Below are 15720 nucleotides of genomic sequence, written 5' to 3'. Positions count from 1 at the left end.
ACAATTTATTTTATCCTAGATGGGTTTGTTGGCAAAGGATTACCGATTTAACCGCGGAATTTTGGCGCGGAATTTCTCGTTTGAGAGGATGTAGGAACGCTTATGACGGATCAACTCTTGCAAACTGCCGTCCGGTATCATCAATTCGGGGGCTCCGACGTCTTGCAGCTTGAACGTATTCCCCGCCCGCAGCCGTTGGCAGGCGAAGTGCTAATACGCGTCAAGTCGGCAGGTGTGCTGCCCGTCGATTGGAAGATTCGCAAAGGATTGTTCCTGATGCCGGTCAAGTTTCCCGCAATACCAGGGACGGCCTTCTCCGGCATCGTCGAGGAGACGGGGCCGGGCGTAACCGCGTTTCAGCAGGGGCAAGAGGTATTCGGCCGCAGCGCGAAAGGGACTTATGCAGCATTTACGACGGCAGCCGTGGATGCCATTGCGCTCAAGCCGAAATCGATCAGCTTCGATGAAGCAGCGGCGATTTCCGGCGGAGCGACGACGGCATGGCGCGCAATCGAGAGCGCCGGCGTGAAGGCAGGCGACCGTGTCTTGATTCACGGCGCGGCAGGAGGCGTCGGTTTGTTCGCCGTGCAGTTCGCCAAGTGCAAGGGAGCGCAAGTCATCGGGACCGCTGGGCCGGCGAACATCGATTTCATTCGTTCTCTTGGCGTCGACCTGGCGGTGGACTATAAGGCGGAGCCGTTCGAACAGGCCGCGCAGGACGTGGACTTCGTGCTGGATACGGTTGGCAGGGACACGCTTGAACGTTCCTGGTCGGTCGTCAAGCGAGGAGGAACGCTCATTACGATCACGGGTCAGCCGCCGATGGAGCGAGGAAGGGAGCTCGGCATCCGCGTGCTGCCTTCGAGCTTGGCGACGAGCGAGGACTTAGCGGCGATCGCCGCTCTGATGGACGAAGGCCGGGTCAAGGCGGTCGTCCAACACGTATATTCCTTGAGCGAAGTGCGGGAAGCGCATGAGCAGAGCGAGCTCGGTCACGGCAGAGGCCGGATCGTGCTGCGGGTGGAGAGCTAGGGACGCTCTCTTAGTAACCTCTAACTGAAGCGACTAACAACAGCGGCACCAGGAAAATAATAGGAGCAGGGCCGGCATGATGCCGACGCTGCTCCTTTTTATGTAGAGTAGGCATTTTACTCCATAGGGTCGGCCATCGAACATTTCCCTTTAACCGCAGAGCTGCTGTGTGGCATAGCCGCTGTTTGGCACAGCCGCACTTATCTTTTCGCTTTCGCTTTCTGCGGTCGGGCACAGACTTGACGCGTCCGGACTGCAAATGACTGCACTCCATATGAAACCTGTTCGAAATAACTGCATATTTACACTTATTTCCTTGCCTTTGCCTGCTGCGCACGGAATAACTGCATTTCTGCACTTATTTTCAGGAAAATACGCATAATAACGCTCTGAAGTGAAAAATAACTGCATATTTGCACTTATTGTGCCAGAATCGCTAATAAAGCTAGAAAATAAGTGTATTTTTGCAGTTAATTTATTTCAAGCGACCCCTTCGCGGGACGGAGTGCCCTCGGAGGCGAGCGATCTGGAAAAAGCAGTGATCTCGAGAGACGAGTGTTCTCGTAGCCGAAGTACTCTCACGGAGGCGAGCGATCTGGAAAAAGCAGTGATCTCGAGAGACGAGTGTTCTCGTAGCCGATGTACTCTCACGGAGGCGAGCGATCTGTAAAAGCAGTGATCTCGAGGGACGGAGTTCTCGTAGCCGAAGTTCTCTCCTCTCACGGAGTTGTGCGATCTCGAGAATGCAGTAATCTAGAGAGATGAGTGTTCTCGCAGCCGAAGTACTCTCCTCTCACGGAGTCGTGCGATCTCGAGAACGCAGTAATTTCGTAGGACGGCTGTCCTCGAAGGCGAGCGATCTTCACAGCATCTTTCCAAACTACTTCAGCAAAAAGAGCAGAATCGGCATCGCCGTCTGCTCTCTTTTGCTTGTCATCGGGATCGCAATCCCGATCCATCAGCATCTCGCTATTCAGCCAATTGCGCGAAGCGCAAGCACACCGGCTTCGACACGCTTAACTCGCTGCCCGTCGGCTGCAGCTTGCCGGTCGCGGCATCGCGGCTGAACGTCACGATGTTGTTGCCGTCGCGGTTGGCCACAAGCACGAACCGTCCGTCCGGCGAGATTCCGAAGTTGCGCGGATGACCGCCAAGCGTAGGCGCGTATTCCACGGTCTCAAGCTGGCCGCTCGCCGGGTCGATGCTGCATACCGCCAAGCTGTCGTGCCCGCGGTTGGAGCCGTACAGGAACTTGCCGTCAGGAGAGAGGTGGATATCCGCGCAGCCATTCTCGCCGATATAGGCGTCCGGCAGCGTAGAGAGCGTTTGAACGACGCTCAGACGCCCTTCTTCCGCATCGTAGGCGTAAACCGTGAATGTGCTGTTCAATTCGTTGATGCCGTAAGCGAACGGCAGCTCCAGATGAAATACGAAATGGCGCGGTCCCGAACCGGGAGCGATGCTTGTCTCGCTGTGGAGCGTCATGCGCCGGTTCGGCACATCCAGCTTGTAGACGAACAGCTTGTCCAGTCCGAGATCGGAAACGACGGCATACCGATTCGCCCGATCGACGATGACCGAGTGGGCCCGCGCTTGCGTTTGCGCAGAATGGACGCTGGAGCCTTCGTGCCGGTGGATGTCGGCCGTCGGTCCGATTCGCCCGTCATCCAGAATCGGAGACAGTCCGATCATGCCGCCGTGATAGCTTGCCGTGAAGGCAGCGCGGTGCGTAGCATCCAGCGTGATGTGACAGGTCGTCGCGGGAAGCGTAATGACTTCGTTCAGCTTCTCCAGCTTCCCGGCCGCGGGATCGAAGCGATACGCGGCGGCACCGCCGCATTTCTTGCCTTCGTTATCCTTGCTTTCCGTGATGGCATAGACGGTCCGGTCTTGTTCGTTCGGGACGAGAAACGTCGGATTCTGCAGGCCGGTCGCCTGATCCAGAAGCGTTAAAACACCGGTCTGCTCGTCATAGGCGCAGGCATATAAACCAGGGCCAGCCGCGTCCGCGTAAGAGCCGATAAAGGCAAAAGTTCGAGTCGTCGCCATGTTCGGGCGCACCTCCAAGTGGGTTGATTTAGGGATACGTTCTAACCTAACATTTTACCATTAATTCTTGCAAAAGGCATTCGATACGCAAAAGTCGCATCACATCGCATCCATCGCTAACTAATCCTGTCTGCCTATCGACTTGTCCCTACATGCTATTTCTTCAGCTCCGCGTAGTAGTCGATGACGAATTGCCGGAACCGCTGCGCCGCAAGCGACAGATAATGCTTCCGTGACCAGATGAGTCCCGTCGTCAACTGGCTGACCGGATCGTTGATCTTCAGGTGTGCGGGAATCAGGCTCGATCTAGCCTCCCAGCCCATCGTGGGAACAAGGCTGATGCCGAGACCTTGACGGATGAGGAAGACGAGCGCATCCGGCTCGTTCAATTCGAAGACGATGTTGGGCGTGAAGCCGGCTTGCACGCAGATGTCTTCCATCAAGCTCCGGAACCAATAGCCCGAGCGAAGCGTGAGGAACGGCTCATCCTTCAGTTCGATCAGATCGATGCTTCCGCGTCCCGCCAGCCGGTGCTGTTCGGGGAGAACGACGATGATCTCTTCCGTTACCAGCGGCCGCCATTCCAGATCCGGCCCTTCGATAGGTCCCGACGTGATGCATAGATCGATTTCGCCGTCCTCCAACATGCGCTTGACCACGGCCGTTGGTTCCAATACCTGCTTGAAATGCACGTTCGGATGCAGCTTCAAAAACTTGCCCAGCAGATCCGGCAGCACGTTCGTGATGGAGACCGCCATCGTGATGCTCCCTTTGCTTAGCCCCGCCATGTCCTGAATTTGGCGCTCGCCTTCCTCCAATTCCCTGAACGCCCGGTCCACGTGCTCCAAGTAAGCTTTTCCGAACGGATTGAGCCGGATGCTGCGTCCTTGCCGTTCGAACAGCGGCAAGCCGAGGTTCTTCTCCAGGCGCGCGATCATTTTGCTGAGGGAGGGCTGCGCGACATTCAATTCCTCCGCGGCTTTCGTGATATGTTCCAGCCTGGCGACCGTTTGAAAATACTTCAATTGCAAGAACTCCACGCGCGTCATACTCCTTCATTCATAGCTTTAATGGCATGTTCCTATGGCTAACTATGTATTATACAGTATTAATTCCCCGAATTATAATAGGAGCCGGAACCATTACCTCTATATGAACGGGAGATGTTATAGATTATGAAAGCAGCAGTATTGGAAGGGTTTAACCAGCCCTTGGCCGTCAGACAAGTCGCGGATCCCGAATTAACGCCGAACGGCGTCATTTTGAAATTGCAAGCCTCCGGCGTATGCCGCAGCGACTTGCATGCCATCCATGGCAAAATGTCGATGGTCAATGAGTTCCCCCATATTCTAGGACATGAAATGAGCGGCATCGTCGAGTCCGTCGGCAGCAACATCCGCAACTTCAAGAAAGGCGACCGCGTGCTCGTGCCTTTCAATCAAGGAGACGGCGTGTGCCCGCACTGCTTGTCCGGTCACCATAATGTATGCGATAACAGCCGCCTGGTCGGCATGCATTTCAACGGCGGTTACGCGGAATACATTCACATTCCGAATGCGGACCTTAACCTGCTTCACTTGCCGGAGGGCGTCGACTTCTTGAGCGCTGCCGCGATGGGCTGCCGCTTCATGACCGCTTACCACGGTACGGTCGCGCAGGGCCAAGTCGGTCCGGGCGAATGGGTTGCGGTATACGGAACCGGCGGCGTGGGCTTGTCCGCGATCCAAATCGCTTCCGCAGCGGGCGCTAACGTCATCGCCGTCGACATTGCCGACGACAAGCTGGCCTTCGCCAAAGAAATGGGCGCCGTGGCGACAGTCAACAGCAAAGCGCACAACGCGCCGCAAGCCATTAAGGAGCTGACAAAGGGCGGCGCCCATCTGTCCATCGATGCCCTCGGCATTCAAGAAACCTGCCTCAATTCCGTCATGAGCCTGCGCAAGCGCGGCCGTCACGTGCAAATCGGCATGAGCTCCAATCCGAACGGCGGCATGACGCCCATTCCGGTCAACCTGTTATTGGCTTATGAGCTGCAGCTCATCGGCTCCGCGGGCATGCCGATTCCGGAATATCCGGAGATGCTGCGGATGGTCGAGCAAGGCAGGCTCAACCCGGGCAAGCTGGTCACGAAGCAAATCGCGCTGGAAGATATCAATGCCGCGTTCGATGACATGGCTACCTATGCCGGCGTCGGCGTGACTGTCATCACGAAATACTAGGAGGCTTCATTCATGTCCGATAAATATTCGAAACTATACATCGACGGCGTATGGAGAGACGGCTCGAGCGAGAAGATATACGAGAATGTCAATCCGTACAATGGCGAGGTTGTCGTGCGCATCAAGCTTGCGAACCGCGCTGATATCGACGAAGCCTATGCCGCAGCCAAAGCGGCGCAGAAGGAATGGGCGAAAGCGCCTGCCGAGACGAAGAAGCAGGTGCTTCTGAAAGCGGCTGATTTGTTCATGGCCCGAAAAGACGAGATCGTCGCGGCTATGGTCAAGGAAGCAGGCAGCTCCGTGACCAAAACGATGGTCGAGCTGATGGCTGCCGTCATGACGACAAAAGACGCGGTCAAATACGTCGATAAAATGGGCGAAGTAGACGTGTTCCCTGCAGCCTACCCGGGCAAAGAGAATCGCGTCTACCACCACCCGGCAGGCGTTGTCGGTGTCATTACGCCGTTCAACTTCTCGATTATCTCGGCGATCCGCTGCATCGTCATCGCGATTGCCGTCGGCGACGCCGTCGTGCTGAAGCCGGATTCCCAAACCTTCATTACCGGCGGACCGATCATTGCCGACGTATTCGAACAGGCCGGCCTGCCGAAGGGCGTGCTGAACGTCGTCGCTTACGATCTCGAAGAAGTAGGCGACTATCTGGTCGAGCATCCGGTTCCGCGGGTCATCTCGTTCACGGGTTCTACGGCAGCAGGGCGCCATATCGGCGAACTGTGCGGACGTCATCTGAAGCGTCCGTCCCTGGAGCTGGGCGGCAACAATCCGTTCATCGTGTTCGAGGATGCCGACTTGGATCATGCCATCGACGCGGCGGTATTCAGCAAATTTTTCAATGCAGGTCAGGTGTGCGTATGCACGAACCGTTTCTTCGTTCATCGCAAGCATTACGAAACCTTTATCAAGAAATTTGCGGAACGCGCACAGCAGGTTCCGTACGGCGATCCGTCCGATCCGAAGGTCATCATCGGCACGCTGATCAACGAGAGACAGGTTCAGAAAGTCATGGCGCTTGCGGAAATCGCCAAGCAGGACGGCGCTCGCGTCGTGCTCGAAGGCAAACAAATCGGCAATATCGTGACGCCGTTCATCTTCGCGGACGTGAAGCAGGACTCGAGGCTTGCGCAGACCGAGATTTTCGGACCGATCGCCACGATCATTCCGTTCGATACGGACGAGGAAGTGCTGGAATGGGCGAACAACACGGAATACGGCCTGTCCAGCGCCGTGTTCACGCAAGATCTGGCTAAAGGCGATGCGTTCGCACGCCTGATCGAGAGCGGCATGACGCATGTGAACGACACGACGGCCAACATGGACGTCAATGCGCCGTTCGGCGGCGAGAAGTCTTCCGGCATCGGCCATTACGGCGGCAACTACGGCTTCGATGAAATGACGACGACCAAATGGGTGTCCGTGCAGCAAGAGCCGCGCAAATTCCCGTTCTAATCCATGCAGTAAGATTTCAAAGATCCCCGATTGCATTCGCAGTCGGGGATCTTTTTGTCATCCTTCTGCGACGTTGCCAGGGTGTACTAGGTTTCCGTCATGATGCCGCCGTTCACGTGCAGCACTTGGCCTGTGACGAAAGACGAATCGTCGGATGCCAAGTAGACGTACGTCGGGGCGAGCTCGAACGGCTGGCCGGCGCGCTTCATTGGCGTTTCCAGCCCGAACGTCTTCACGTAGTCGGCGGAATAACTGGATACGATGAGCGGGGTCCAGATCGGACCGGGCGCTACGGCGTTGACCCGGATGCCCTTCTCTACGAGCTGCAGGGACAACGAGCGGGTGAAGGAGACGATGGCGCCTTTCGTGGACGAATAATCGACGAGCAGGGGGGCTCCCGCGTAGGCGGTAACCGATGCCGTGCTAATAATCGTGCTTCCCGGAAGGAGATGCGGAAGGGCCGCTTTCGTCAGATAGAAGTGGGGGAAGATGTTCGTCCGATACGTATCCTCCAGCTGCTCGTCGGTAATATCGAGAATGCTCTTCTGCGGGAATTGGACGCCTTGGTTCAGCACGAGCACGTCGAGCTTGCCGTAGTGTTCCAGCGTGCACCGTACGATCTCGGCGGAGAACGCCGGCCGCCGCAGGTCGCCCTCGATTAGCAGGCATTGACGGCCGTACTGCTCAACCATGTGCTTGGTCGCGGTGGCGTCCTCGCGCTCATACAGATAGACGATGGCGACATCCGCGCCTTCTTTGGCGAAGGCGATGGCCACAGCGCGCCCGATGCCGCTGTCGCCGCCCGTAATAATCGCGATTTTGCCCGCTAATTTGCCGCTTCCCTTGTATCCCGGATTATCCGAGATCGGCAGCGGAGTCATGAGATATTCCAAGCCGGGCTGTCGATCCTGATGCTGGGGAGGAAACGTCACCGGCACCTGCTTGCATTTCGTTTCTTGACTGTAGTAGGGATATCCCGGAATCATCGCAGAACCTCCATTGTAATCGGCTGATTCAGACTATTCATCCTTGAGCGTGAGGGTGTTTGCCTAGTCGTCGGGAAGTTCCAGGGGCGAAGTGAAAAATATATCTATACTTACAAAAATTGGATTGATAGGGAAATATACGTGTGTTACTATTGTTTTTGAATTTGAGTCCCAAGTAGGCCGAAATTGGTCTATTGGGCACTTTAATCACCTAAATTGGAGGGTATATCGATGAAAAAAGGACTAAAGAAAAGCGCAGCCTCGCTCTTGTTTGCTGCGGCAGTTATCATCTCCGTGCCGGCCGTCGTATCGGCGAATAGCGCGGATGTCACGGTTAACGTGAACGGGAGCGCGTTGACCTCGTCGGCCGTTCATTTGTCCGGCGGCAAAATCTACGTCGACCTCAAGAGCTTCAGCGCTGCAACCGGCATCGCGATCGCGTACGACAGCAAGAAACATACGGCGACGGTGAACGGCAAGGAAGTCAAAGTCGTCGAAACAGGCGGCGTTCCGACCGCGTACATCAAGGATTTGGTAAGCGCTTCGGGCGCGAGCAGCTTGACATGGGATGGCAAGACGCGCACGGCGGCCATTAAATTCGCCTCGAAGCTGGTCGTGTACGGCGACACCGTATCATCCAATGCAGGCTGCGTGCTTCAGAACCGCTTTACGGTCGGGGACGGCATCGTATTCCGCATGAAAGCGATCAATCCGATTACGGGCCAGCTCGCCGAGGACGCGAAGCTGCAATTGCATTTGTCCACGGGCGAAGTGCTCGACATGGTCCTGAGCACGCATCCGCCGGATATGCCGAACGCGGATCGCTTCTGGACGGTTAGATACACCGTGACCGACAAGACGCCTAAAGGCACGCTGAATTACTTTGTTACAGCCGAGACTGCTTCGATGAAGGGCAAATACGAGCCGTTCAACGTTATGCCTTCGCTCGTCACGATCGGCGACGCGCCTGCGGCAGCCGACACGACAGCCACCACGCCAGCGGCAACCGACGCAGCGGATAGCGGCAGCACGAAAGCAGTCGAAGCACCAGCTAAGTAATTCAAATCCGCCCTTAGGAGAAAGAGGCATCCACTTTGAAGCCGAGCACCTTTATTCGCAAACCAGCCATCATTCTTAGTCTATGCTTTCTGTTTCTGTCATCCTTCGCCCTGACAGGGGCTTCCGCCGCCGAGGAGAAGGCATCGGATTCGAAGCCGTCGATCCAGATGCTCGAGAGTCAAGGAACCGTTGGCGCAGAAGTACATTTTAAGGTCGTCGGCCTGAAGCCGAACACCCCCGCCAGAATTATCTGGGAAACGGAGAAGGGCAGCTACAAAATCGACGGCATCTACACGTTTATCGGACCGGAATTCAAACGCGAGGTTGCGTCGCTCTTGATTGGCACGGCCGATCAGGACGGCCAGTGGTCGGGAAGCATCGTCGTGCCGAAGGGCTTCGGCGGCGACCACACGGTGTATGTGCGTCAAAATAACCAAGTCGTCGCGCAAACCAGCTTGTTTGTCGCGCCGACGTTCCATATTTCTCCCGAATCCGGACCGGTTGGAACGGAGATTACCGTACAAGCCGAAGGCATCAGCTATGCCACGATGGAGAGCAATTGGCAACTGACGTACGACAACAAGATGACCGGCCTGATCTCGGCGGTGTCCACGAACGGCAGCGCCACCGCCAAGATTCGCGCCGCGGGCCCAGTGGGGCAGCACACGATCACGATTTGGCACGGTTACTTGGGCATGCCGTACTTGAACCACACGGAAGCGCCGACGTCCTATCTGCCCGTACCGTACTTCACGTTCAACGTGACGGACGAAGCTCCGGTCAAACAGAATGAAGTCGAGGCTCAGCCCGTGGCGGCAGGCGGCGGCGTGACCATGCCCGCGCTTAAGAACAAGGCAGGCGTAGCCGCTTCGCTGAGTCGTTCCGCAGGGCAAGTCGGAGATGACGTAACGCTGAAGGCGAGCGGCTTGCCGGCAGGCAAGAAGGTCAGCTTCGTATGGCATACGATGGCAGGCAGCCGCGTGTCCGGCAACGGATTTGCCGAGAAGATCAGTTCGCTCGGAAATGCGCAGTCGGATAAGGACGGCAATCTGAGCTATGATTTCGATGTGCCAGACGACCTTGGCGGCGTGCCTCATCTGATCGAGCTCAAGGTTGGAGGCGTGACCTATGCCGAGACGTACCTGGCCATCACGCCTTCGATCGTGAAGATGTCGCAGGCTTCCGGACCTGCAGGCACTGAAATCACGATTCAGATCAAAGGCGTCGGTTGGACGGAATACGACAACGCGTATTATTTGGATTATGATAACGCGTACGTAGGTTACATGTGCGGCTTCAACAGCCAGGGAACCGTGACGTTCAAGGTTGTCGCTTCCGGTCAGCGGGGCTATCATATCATCGATCTGTATCCGGGCATCTACCGCGGCAAGCAGGCCAACCCGGATGTGTATGTCTCGCCGCAGCTTACGTACGGGGCAGACCATCCAGGCTCCGCGATTCCGGCGATTCGCATGGGATTCGAGATTACGGAATAACGGCGGAGTAATGGCGGATTAGCATGCATAGTCGATCTTCGCGCAAAAAGGTGGTCAGAGCATAACGCTCTAGCCGCCTTTTTTCTATCCCGTTTCATTCGCTGAAAGATTCAGATGAATAATTGTGCACCTCCGCTCAATATGATAGAATAAACGGAAATGATAATCATTATCATAGGGAGCGGACAATGAAATGACGACGACGGCATACGATTTTTCACTGGTGAACACCTATTTTCATATTTCCCCGGACGGGGTAGAGCATGTGCTGGATGAAATGCCGGCGTCAGGCTTCTTTCAAGCCGACAGGCTGGAAGAAATGATGCGCAAGGCGGGGAAGATCGTTCAGGCGATCGACTTGAAGCTGCCGGGTTCTTTTATCGGTACGTCGCTGTGCAATTTGAGCATAACGAAGCTGATCTTCCTGGCGATGTACGGGGAGGTGCTGGAGCTTCCGCTGTCCAACTTAACCTTTCAGATCGATTACGAGGAAGGCCATGGCCATCCGCATTTCGGTTATCGCATTCAAGAAGTTCGGACGCTGCCGATCCCTGGCGAGAATGGCGATGCCTTCGTGGCAGAGGATTGGAAGCGATTCATGACGGAAGACGTGACGCCTGCCGTGACAGCGATTGCCGCTGCAAGCGGAATGAAGCCGGAGCAGATCTGGGCCCAATTCGGCGGAATCGCAGCCATGGTCGATGATTACGTAAGGAAGATGGGGCTCCCTCCCGTAATTACGGACCGCTTCGAGCATCATTTCCGGCTTCTGTCGGAGGCAGTCCCTCCGGAAGCGTTCCAGCGGAAAGGGAATCCGTTTCAATGGCAGGTTCGTTACGTCGACAATCCATATCAAGAGGGCGAACGCTGGGTGATGCGTTCCGGCTGCTGCCAGTACGACCGCCGCGAGGGCGGAGAGAAATGCTTCGTCTGTCCGCGCATGACGCCGGATGAACGGGAAAATGAAGTGCAGCGGATCAAAGCCGCAGCGTGCTCGTAAACAAAGAATGCCCCAAAGCCGAAAGAGCGGCTGCGGGGCATTTTTATTTGGCTAAGATAAATCCTTTAATACAGGAGGTAGACTTTACAAATGAGAACCTCCACTGGCATCTATCAATTGCCCGGTTACCCAGCGGCTATCGGATGATGCTAGAAAAGCGGCGACATCCGCGACGTCTTCTGGCTGCCCCCATCTTCCAAAGGCAGAAAAATCCGCACCGTATTTATGGCTGGCAGGATCCTGCAGCATCGCGGCATTCATATCCGTGGCAACGAACCCGGGCTGAATGGCATTGATCGTTATTCCACGCAGGCTTAGTTGGCTGGATAAGGAGAGCGTCAACGTGTTGATTGCCCCCTTGGTCATGCTGTATGCGGGAATGGCAGGCAGGGAAATTCTCGTTATAGCGGACGACAGGTTAATAATTCGACCTTCGTCGCGTAAACGCGGCAAAGCTTGTTGAGTAAGGAAAAACGGCGTTTTCACATTGATTGTCATGATTTCATCGAAAGATTCTTCAGTCGTATCCGCAATGGGAGCTACCAGGGAGATCCCTGCGTTGTTCACTAAAATATCGAAACGAGCGTCACCCGTACGTTCTTGTAAGGCTTCATCCAACGCGAAATAAAAATCCTTTATACTTTCTGCCGAGCCCAGTTTCTTGCCAATCATGAACGCGGTTCCTCCGGTACGCACAATATCACGAACGACTGCTTCCGCTGCTTCCCGGTTCTGGCCATAATGAACGGCTACTAATGCACCTTCCAGCGCCAAGCGCGTCGCGATGGCACGCCCAATCCCTCGGCTAGCGCCCGTAACTAATGCAACCTTGCCTTTCAACTTACCCATTATTTTCATCTCCTCTTGTGTCTAACAAAGTACACTATTGTTATAACACGAGGTGAGTTTTGTAATGTTGCTCTCTAATTTGAGCTTCAATCATGCGCTTGCCGAATAAGCGCGACAAGGTTCGCGGCCGCTGCGGACAAAGGCTCATTCCTGCGGGTACAGATCGCGATCGTGTTCAGCAGATGGACGTCTTCCACGAACACGCGGCTCAGCTCGCCGCGCTGGACGTATTCGCGGACAACGAGCGACGAGACGAAGTTCGCGCCGTATCCGGCAATGACGGCGGTGATGGCTTCGTGCAGCCCATTGAACTGCAGGGCGATCCGGGGCATCGGCACGCTATAGGTTCTGCACAGCGCGAGCAATCGTTCGCGCGTGGAGCTGCCTTCCTCCCGCATGACGAACGGCTCGCTCATCATCTCGTGCAGCGGCACGCGCTTGCCGGCGAAGCGATGATCCGGAGCGACGACGAACCACAGCTCATCCCGGAACAGCTGCTCGGATTGAACGGTGTCGGGATATTCCTCCGGCAGTCCGCCATAGACGGCGATGTCTGCTTCCATGTTTAACAGCAGCTGCAGCGCATCGGACGAATTGGTCGTCGTGATCGTCATCTCCACTTGCTCGTAGCGCTGCTTGAACTTGGCGATCCAGGCGGGAATGAGAAACTGCGCCGGCAGATAGGTGGCGGCGATTCGGATGTGACCGCTCGTGCCGCGCCGGTATTCCTCGCAAAACTGTTCGATCTGCTGCTCCATGGCGAACAGCCGCTTGGCAAGCGACGCCATATGGACGCCGGCATTCGTCAGGGCAATGCCTCTCCCGCTTGGTTGGAGGAGCGGGAAGGCCAGCTCCTTCTCGAACTTTTTGACTTGGGCCGTTATGGCCGGCTGGCTGATGTTCAACAGCTCGGAAGCACGCGTGACGCTTCCCGTCGAAGCGATCACGTGAAAGAGCCGCAGGGCGTGTAAGTTCATAAACAAGTCTCCTCCATAAGTCCTCGTTCATTCATCATTCATTCATTGATTCATTGAATCATTCGATAAGTCCTCGTTCAGTCATTCGGAATCATATATTTATTATATCAGTTCGTCATAAAGATATATTATATTTATGATTTGAATGGAGCTACAATGAAGTCGAAAGCACCACCAAATTCGATTCGAGGAGCTGGCGACATGAACGCAAACACGGCTTGGAATCTTGTGGACGATTATATAACGGAGCGTCTTATCCCGCAGGACCTCATTTTAGAGCAAGTATTGGATGCGAACCGTCAAGCGGATCTGCCGCCGATCGACGTATCTCCGAACCAAGGGAAACTGCTGCAGCTGTTCGCCCGGATGACGAATGCGAAGCGGATTCTTGAAATCGGAACGTTGGGCGGCTACAGCACGATCTGGATGGGAAGAGCGCTTCCTGCGGAAGGGCGGCTGGTTACGCTGGAGCTGGACCCGAATTACGCGAAAGTCGCACAGGCCAACGTGGCGCTGGCCGGCTTGGAGCATCTCGTCGAGATCCGGACAGGAACCGCGCTGGAGCAGCTGGCGAAGCTGGCGCAAGAAGGGGCGGAGCCCTTCGATCTCATCTTCATCGATGCGGATAAGCCGAACAATTCGGCTTACCTGCAGTGGGCCTTGCGGCTCTCGCATCCCGGGACGGTCATCATCGGCGACAACGTCGTCCGCGAAGGCGAAGTCGCGAGCCGCCACAGCACGGATCCCCGCGTGAAAGGGGTGCGGGCCTTCTATGATCTTCTCGCGCAGGAGCCGCGCATATCGGCGACCGCGATCCAAACCGTCGGGAGCAAAGGCTACGACGGATTCATGATCGGCATCGTGAACAGCTGAATAGAGAGGTCGTCCCGCCTGCGCTTGCGAACAGCGTACGGCGGGATTTTTGCGTCCCAAGCCGCTGCCTGAAAAATATTTTTTCATCGATGTTAGATTTTCGCTTGCTCCTTACGTAACGTCATGTTTTATAGTAAAGGTACCGGTAGAAACGGCTGAGAGCCAAAGGAGATGATTATGAAACAAACGTGGAAGGTAGGCGAGCTGGCGAAGCTGACCGGACTGACGGTTAGGACGCTGCGATTCTATGACGGCATCGGCCTGTTCTCGCCATCGTCGTTATCCGATTCCGGGCATCGGCTGTACAACGAGACCGACATTGCGCGGCTGCATCAAATTCTGGCGCTCAAGGAACTGAACCTGTCGCTGGACGAAGTAAGGGAAGTATTGACGGGCGGGGAATTCAGTCCGGCGGATATCGTGGCGCAGCAGACGGCCCGCGTGAAAGAAACGATTCGCGTGCAGGAGAAGCTGCTCGGCGAGCTGGAGCATGTGTCGAGCTTGATGGCGTCGAAGGAAGGCTTGTCCGTGAACGATTTTATCGGGCTGCTGCAGACAATGAAGAAGAGTCATGAGAAATATTTCTTTGAACGGAAGAAGAATATGGAGAACAGCCTCGATCGATTGGGCGTGTTTCTCTCCGAAGAAGACGATTCTAATAATGGAGGAACTATAATATGACGACAGAACGCTCGGCCGAACATGCTACATTTGTAATCGAACGCGTCTACGCCGTTAAGCCGGACCGCGTATTCGCCGCTTGGTCCAATCCCGAGGCAAAGGCCAACTGGTTTTCGAAAGCGGATGTTTTCGAATTTCGCGTAGGAGGGCATGAGAGCAGCCGGAATACGATGCCGGACGGCATGTCGATCAACTTCGAAGCGCAATACCAGGAAATCGTACCGGGGGAGCGGATCGTGTACACGTACATCCTCGATATGAACGAGGCGCGGGTCTCGGTCTCCGTCGTGACGGTGGAGTTCAAGGCAGCGGAGAACGGCACGCAACTTGTCTTTACCGAGCAGGGCGCTTTCCTTGACGGACACGATTCCGTGGCGCAGCGCGAGCATGGCACCGGCATCATGCTGGATATGCTGGGAAAATGCTTGTCCGAGTAAACGAGCGAGCGGGCGATCGATCGTGGCACCATCAATAACCAATCTAGAAAGTTGGGATGGATATGACCTATCAACAGATAAGTCCGGTAACGCCCGGCGAGAATGAACTGGTGGCTACGCGCGTCATCGATGCGCCGCGGGAGACGGTATTCAGAGCCTGGACGGATCCGGAGCTTCTTGCGCAGTGGTGGGGACCCAGAGGCTTCACGAATACGTTCAGCGCGTTCGATCCGCGTCCCGGCGGCGTATGGGAATTCGTCATGCATGGGCCGAACGGCGTCGATTACCCGAACACGAATACGTTCGAAGAGATTACGAGCCCCGAGCGCATCGTCCTCAAGCATGTGCTTGCGCCGGTGTTCCGGCTTACCGCCGTGTTCGAGGACTTGGACGGCAAGACGGGCATGATCTTCCGTCAGCAATTCGAGACGGCCGCCGTCTTCGAGCAGGTGAAGAAGTATGCCGGCCAGGGGAACGAGGAAAACCTGGACAAGCTGTCGGAAGTCGTTGCGAAGCTGGTTTGACAACGGAGAGTCTGGGCTTGGCCGAAGTGCGGAGCGAACGGCGCTGTAAAAGAAAACTTGCGGCAAGCGAA

Annotated in this window: 15 protein-coding genes; 10 read left to right on the top strand and 5 right to left on the bottom strand. The window is 55.8% G+C overall.

Annotated elements, in window-relative coordinates; translation table 11 throughout:
• Positions 1-102 precede the first annotated feature (102 nt).
• The gene (locus tag AC0YNU_RS04995) at positions 103-1032 is read left to right on the top strand and encodes an NADP-dependent oxidoreductase (protein ID WP_475753726.1); all 930 of its coding nucleotides are present in this window, start codon (positions 103-105) and stop codon (positions 1030-1032) included.
• Positions 1033-2001: 969 nt separating this feature from the next.
• On the opposite strand, the gene AC0YNU_RS04990 is transcribed toward AC0YNU_RS04995, so the two are convergent.
• Both AC0YNU_RS04990 and AC0YNU_RS04985 read right to left on the bottom strand, forming a co-directional pair.
• Positions 2002-3081 carry a lactonase family protein gene (locus AC0YNU_RS04990; RefSeq protein ID WP_475753724.1) on the bottom strand — a complete coding sequence of 360 codons (1080 nt, stop codon included), beginning with the start codon at positions 3079-3081 and terminating at the stop codon, positions 2002-2004.
• A 155-nt stretch (positions 3082-3236) separates the two neighbouring features.
• Positions 3237-4121 (bottom strand): LysR family transcriptional regulator, encoded by an 885-nt coding sequence (locus AC0YNU_RS04985; protein WP_475753722.1) that lies wholly within the window; start codon positions 4119-4121, stop codon positions 3237-3239.
• A gap of 135 nt (positions 4122-4256) precedes the next feature.
• Between AC0YNU_RS04985 and AC0YNU_RS04980 the strand changes: the two genes are divergently transcribed.
• Together AC0YNU_RS04980 and AC0YNU_RS04975 are read left to right on the top strand one after the other, a co-directional pair.
• A complete protein-coding gene (locus tag AC0YNU_RS04980) occupies positions 4257-5300 on the top strand; it encodes a zinc-dependent alcohol dehydrogenase family protein (RefSeq protein ID WP_475753720.1) in 1044 nt (347 codons plus the stop codon).
• Between the two features lie 12 nt (positions 5301-5312).
• Positions 5313-6767, top strand: coding sequence for an aldehyde dehydrogenase family protein (locus tag AC0YNU_RS04975; protein WP_475753718.1), 1455 nt, complete (start codon positions 5313-5315; stop codon positions 6765-6767).
• 86 nt (positions 6768-6853) lie between these two features.
• Here the strand turns inward: AC0YNU_RS04975 and AC0YNU_RS04970 are convergent, their stop codons facing one another.
• Positions 6854-7753: an SDR family oxidoreductase gene (locus AC0YNU_RS04970; RefSeq protein WP_475753716.1), complete on the bottom strand. Its 900-nt coding sequence runs from the start codon at positions 7751-7753 to the stop codon at positions 6854-6856.
• A gap of 231 nt (positions 7754-7984) precedes the next feature.
• Here AC0YNU_RS04970 and AC0YNU_RS04965 point away from each other — a divergent pair, with 231 nt between their 5' ends.
• The 3 genes from AC0YNU_RS04965 to AC0YNU_RS04955 all read left to right on the top strand — a co-directional run bounded on the left by AC0YNU_RS04965 (position 7985) and on the right by AC0YNU_RS04955 (position 11308).
• On the top strand, positions 7985-8812 hold the full coding sequence (locus tag AC0YNU_RS04965) for a hypothetical protein (RefSeq protein ID WP_475753714.1): 828 nt from the start codon (positions 7985-7987) through the stop codon (positions 8810-8812).
• A gap of 35 nt (positions 8813-8847) precedes the next feature.
• Positions 8848-10308 carry a hypothetical protein gene (locus tag AC0YNU_RS04960; protein WP_475753712.1) on the top strand — a complete coding sequence of 487 codons (1461 nt, stop codon included), beginning with the start codon at positions 8848-8850 and terminating at the stop codon, positions 10306-10308.
• Between the two features lie 193 nt (positions 10309-10501).
• Positions 10502-11308: a hypothetical protein gene (locus AC0YNU_RS04955; RefSeq protein ID WP_475753710.1), complete on the top strand. Its 807-nt coding sequence runs from the start codon at positions 10502-10504 to the stop codon at positions 11306-11308.
• 84 nt (positions 11309-11392) lie between these two features.
• Here AC0YNU_RS04955 and AC0YNU_RS04950 read toward each other — a convergent pair whose 3' ends face one another.
• Positions 11393-12157, bottom strand: a complete 765-nt coding sequence (locus AC0YNU_RS04950; protein WP_475753708.1) for an SDR family oxidoreductase — start codon at positions 12155-12157, stop codon at positions 11393-11395.
• A gap of 86 nt (positions 12158-12243) precedes the next feature.
• Positions 12244-13134 (bottom strand): LysR family transcriptional regulator, encoded by an 891-nt coding sequence (locus tag AC0YNU_RS04945; RefSeq protein ID WP_475753706.1) that lies wholly within the window; start codon positions 13132-13134, stop codon positions 12244-12246.
• A gap of 201 nt (positions 13135-13335) precedes the next feature.
• Between AC0YNU_RS04945 and AC0YNU_RS04940 the strand changes: the two genes are divergently transcribed.
• The 4 genes from AC0YNU_RS04940 to AC0YNU_RS04925 all read left to right on the top strand — a co-directional run bounded on the left by AC0YNU_RS04940 (position 13336) and on the right by AC0YNU_RS04925 (position 15649).
• Positions 13336-14007 carry an O-methyltransferase gene (locus AC0YNU_RS04940; RefSeq protein WP_475753704.1) on the top strand — a complete coding sequence of 224 codons (672 nt, stop codon included), beginning with the start codon at positions 13336-13338 and terminating at the stop codon, positions 14005-14007.
• Between the two features lie 177 nt (positions 14008-14184).
• The gene (locus tag AC0YNU_RS04935; protein WP_475753702.1) at positions 14185-14688 is read left to right on the top strand and encodes a MerR family transcriptional regulator; all 504 of its coding nucleotides are present in this window, start codon (positions 14185-14187) and stop codon (positions 14686-14688) included.
• On the top strand, positions 14685-15125 hold the full coding sequence (locus AC0YNU_RS04930) for an SRPBCC family protein (protein ID WP_475753700.1): 441 nt from the start codon (positions 14685-14687) through the stop codon (positions 15123-15125). Before AC0YNU_RS04935 ends, AC0YNU_RS04930 begins: the two co-directional genes overlap by 4 nt.
• A gap of 62 nt (positions 15126-15187) precedes the next feature.
• Positions 15188-15649, top strand: coding sequence for an SRPBCC family protein (locus AC0YNU_RS04925; protein WP_475753698.1), 462 nt, complete (start codon positions 15188-15190; stop codon positions 15647-15649).
• Positions 15650-15720: the final 71 nt, after the last annotated feature.

This window comes from Paenibacillus sp. J31P316 (assembly GCF_056269105.1).
The sequence above is the reverse complement of the archived record's forward strand: the minus strand, read 5'-3'. Positions and strand labels throughout refer to the sequence as shown.

Excerpts from the sequence above, each read along its gene's own strand:
- AC0YNU_RS04995 (WP_475753726.1), top strand. The coding sequence starts at position 103 with ATGACGGATCAACTCTTGCAAACTGCCGTCCGGTATCATCAATTCGGG.
- AC0YNU_RS04990 (WP_475753724.1), bottom strand. The coding sequence starts at position 3,081 with ATGGCGACGACTCGAACTTTTGCCTTTATCGGCTCTTACGCGGACGCG.
- AC0YNU_RS04980 (WP_475753720.1), top strand. The coding sequence starts at position 4,257 with ATGAAAGCAGCAGTATTGGAAGGGTTTAACCAGCCCTTGGCCGTCAGA.
- AC0YNU_RS04975 (WP_475753718.1), top strand. The coding sequence starts at position 5,313 with ATGTCCGATAAATATTCGAAACTATACATCGACGGCGTATGGAGAGAC.
- AC0YNU_RS04970 (WP_475753716.1), bottom strand. The coding sequence starts at position 7,753 with ATGATTCCGGGATATCCCTACTACAGTCAAGAAACGAAATGCAAGCAG.
- AC0YNU_RS04965 (WP_475753714.1), top strand. The coding sequence starts at position 7,985 with ATGAAAAAAGGACTAAAGAAAAGCGCAGCCTCGCTCTTGTTTGCTGCG.
- AC0YNU_RS04955 (WP_475753710.1), top strand. The coding sequence starts at position 10,502 with ATGACGACGACGGCATACGATTTTTCACTGGTGAACACCTATTTTCAT.
- AC0YNU_RS04950 (WP_475753708.1), bottom strand. The coding sequence starts at position 12,157 with ATGGGTAAGTTGAAAGGCAAGGTTGCATTAGTTACGGGCGCTAGCCGA.
- AC0YNU_RS04945 (WP_475753706.1), bottom strand. The coding sequence starts at position 13,134 with ATGAACTTACACGCCCTGCGGCTCTTTCACGTGATCGCTTCGACGGGA.
- AC0YNU_RS04940 (WP_475753704.1), top strand. The coding sequence starts at position 13,336 with ATGAACGCAAACACGGCTTGGAATCTTGTGGACGATTATATAACGGAG.
- AC0YNU_RS04935 (WP_475753702.1), top strand. The coding sequence starts at position 14,185 with ATGAAACAAACGTGGAAGGTAGGCGAGCTGGCGAAGCTGACCGGACTG.
- AC0YNU_RS04930 (WP_475753700.1), top strand. The coding sequence starts at position 14,685 with ATGACGACAGAACGCTCGGCCGAACATGCTACATTTGTAATCGAACGC.
- AC0YNU_RS04925 (WP_475753698.1), top strand. The coding sequence starts at position 15,188 with ATGACCTATCAACAGATAAGTCCGGTAACGCCCGGCGAGAATGAACTG.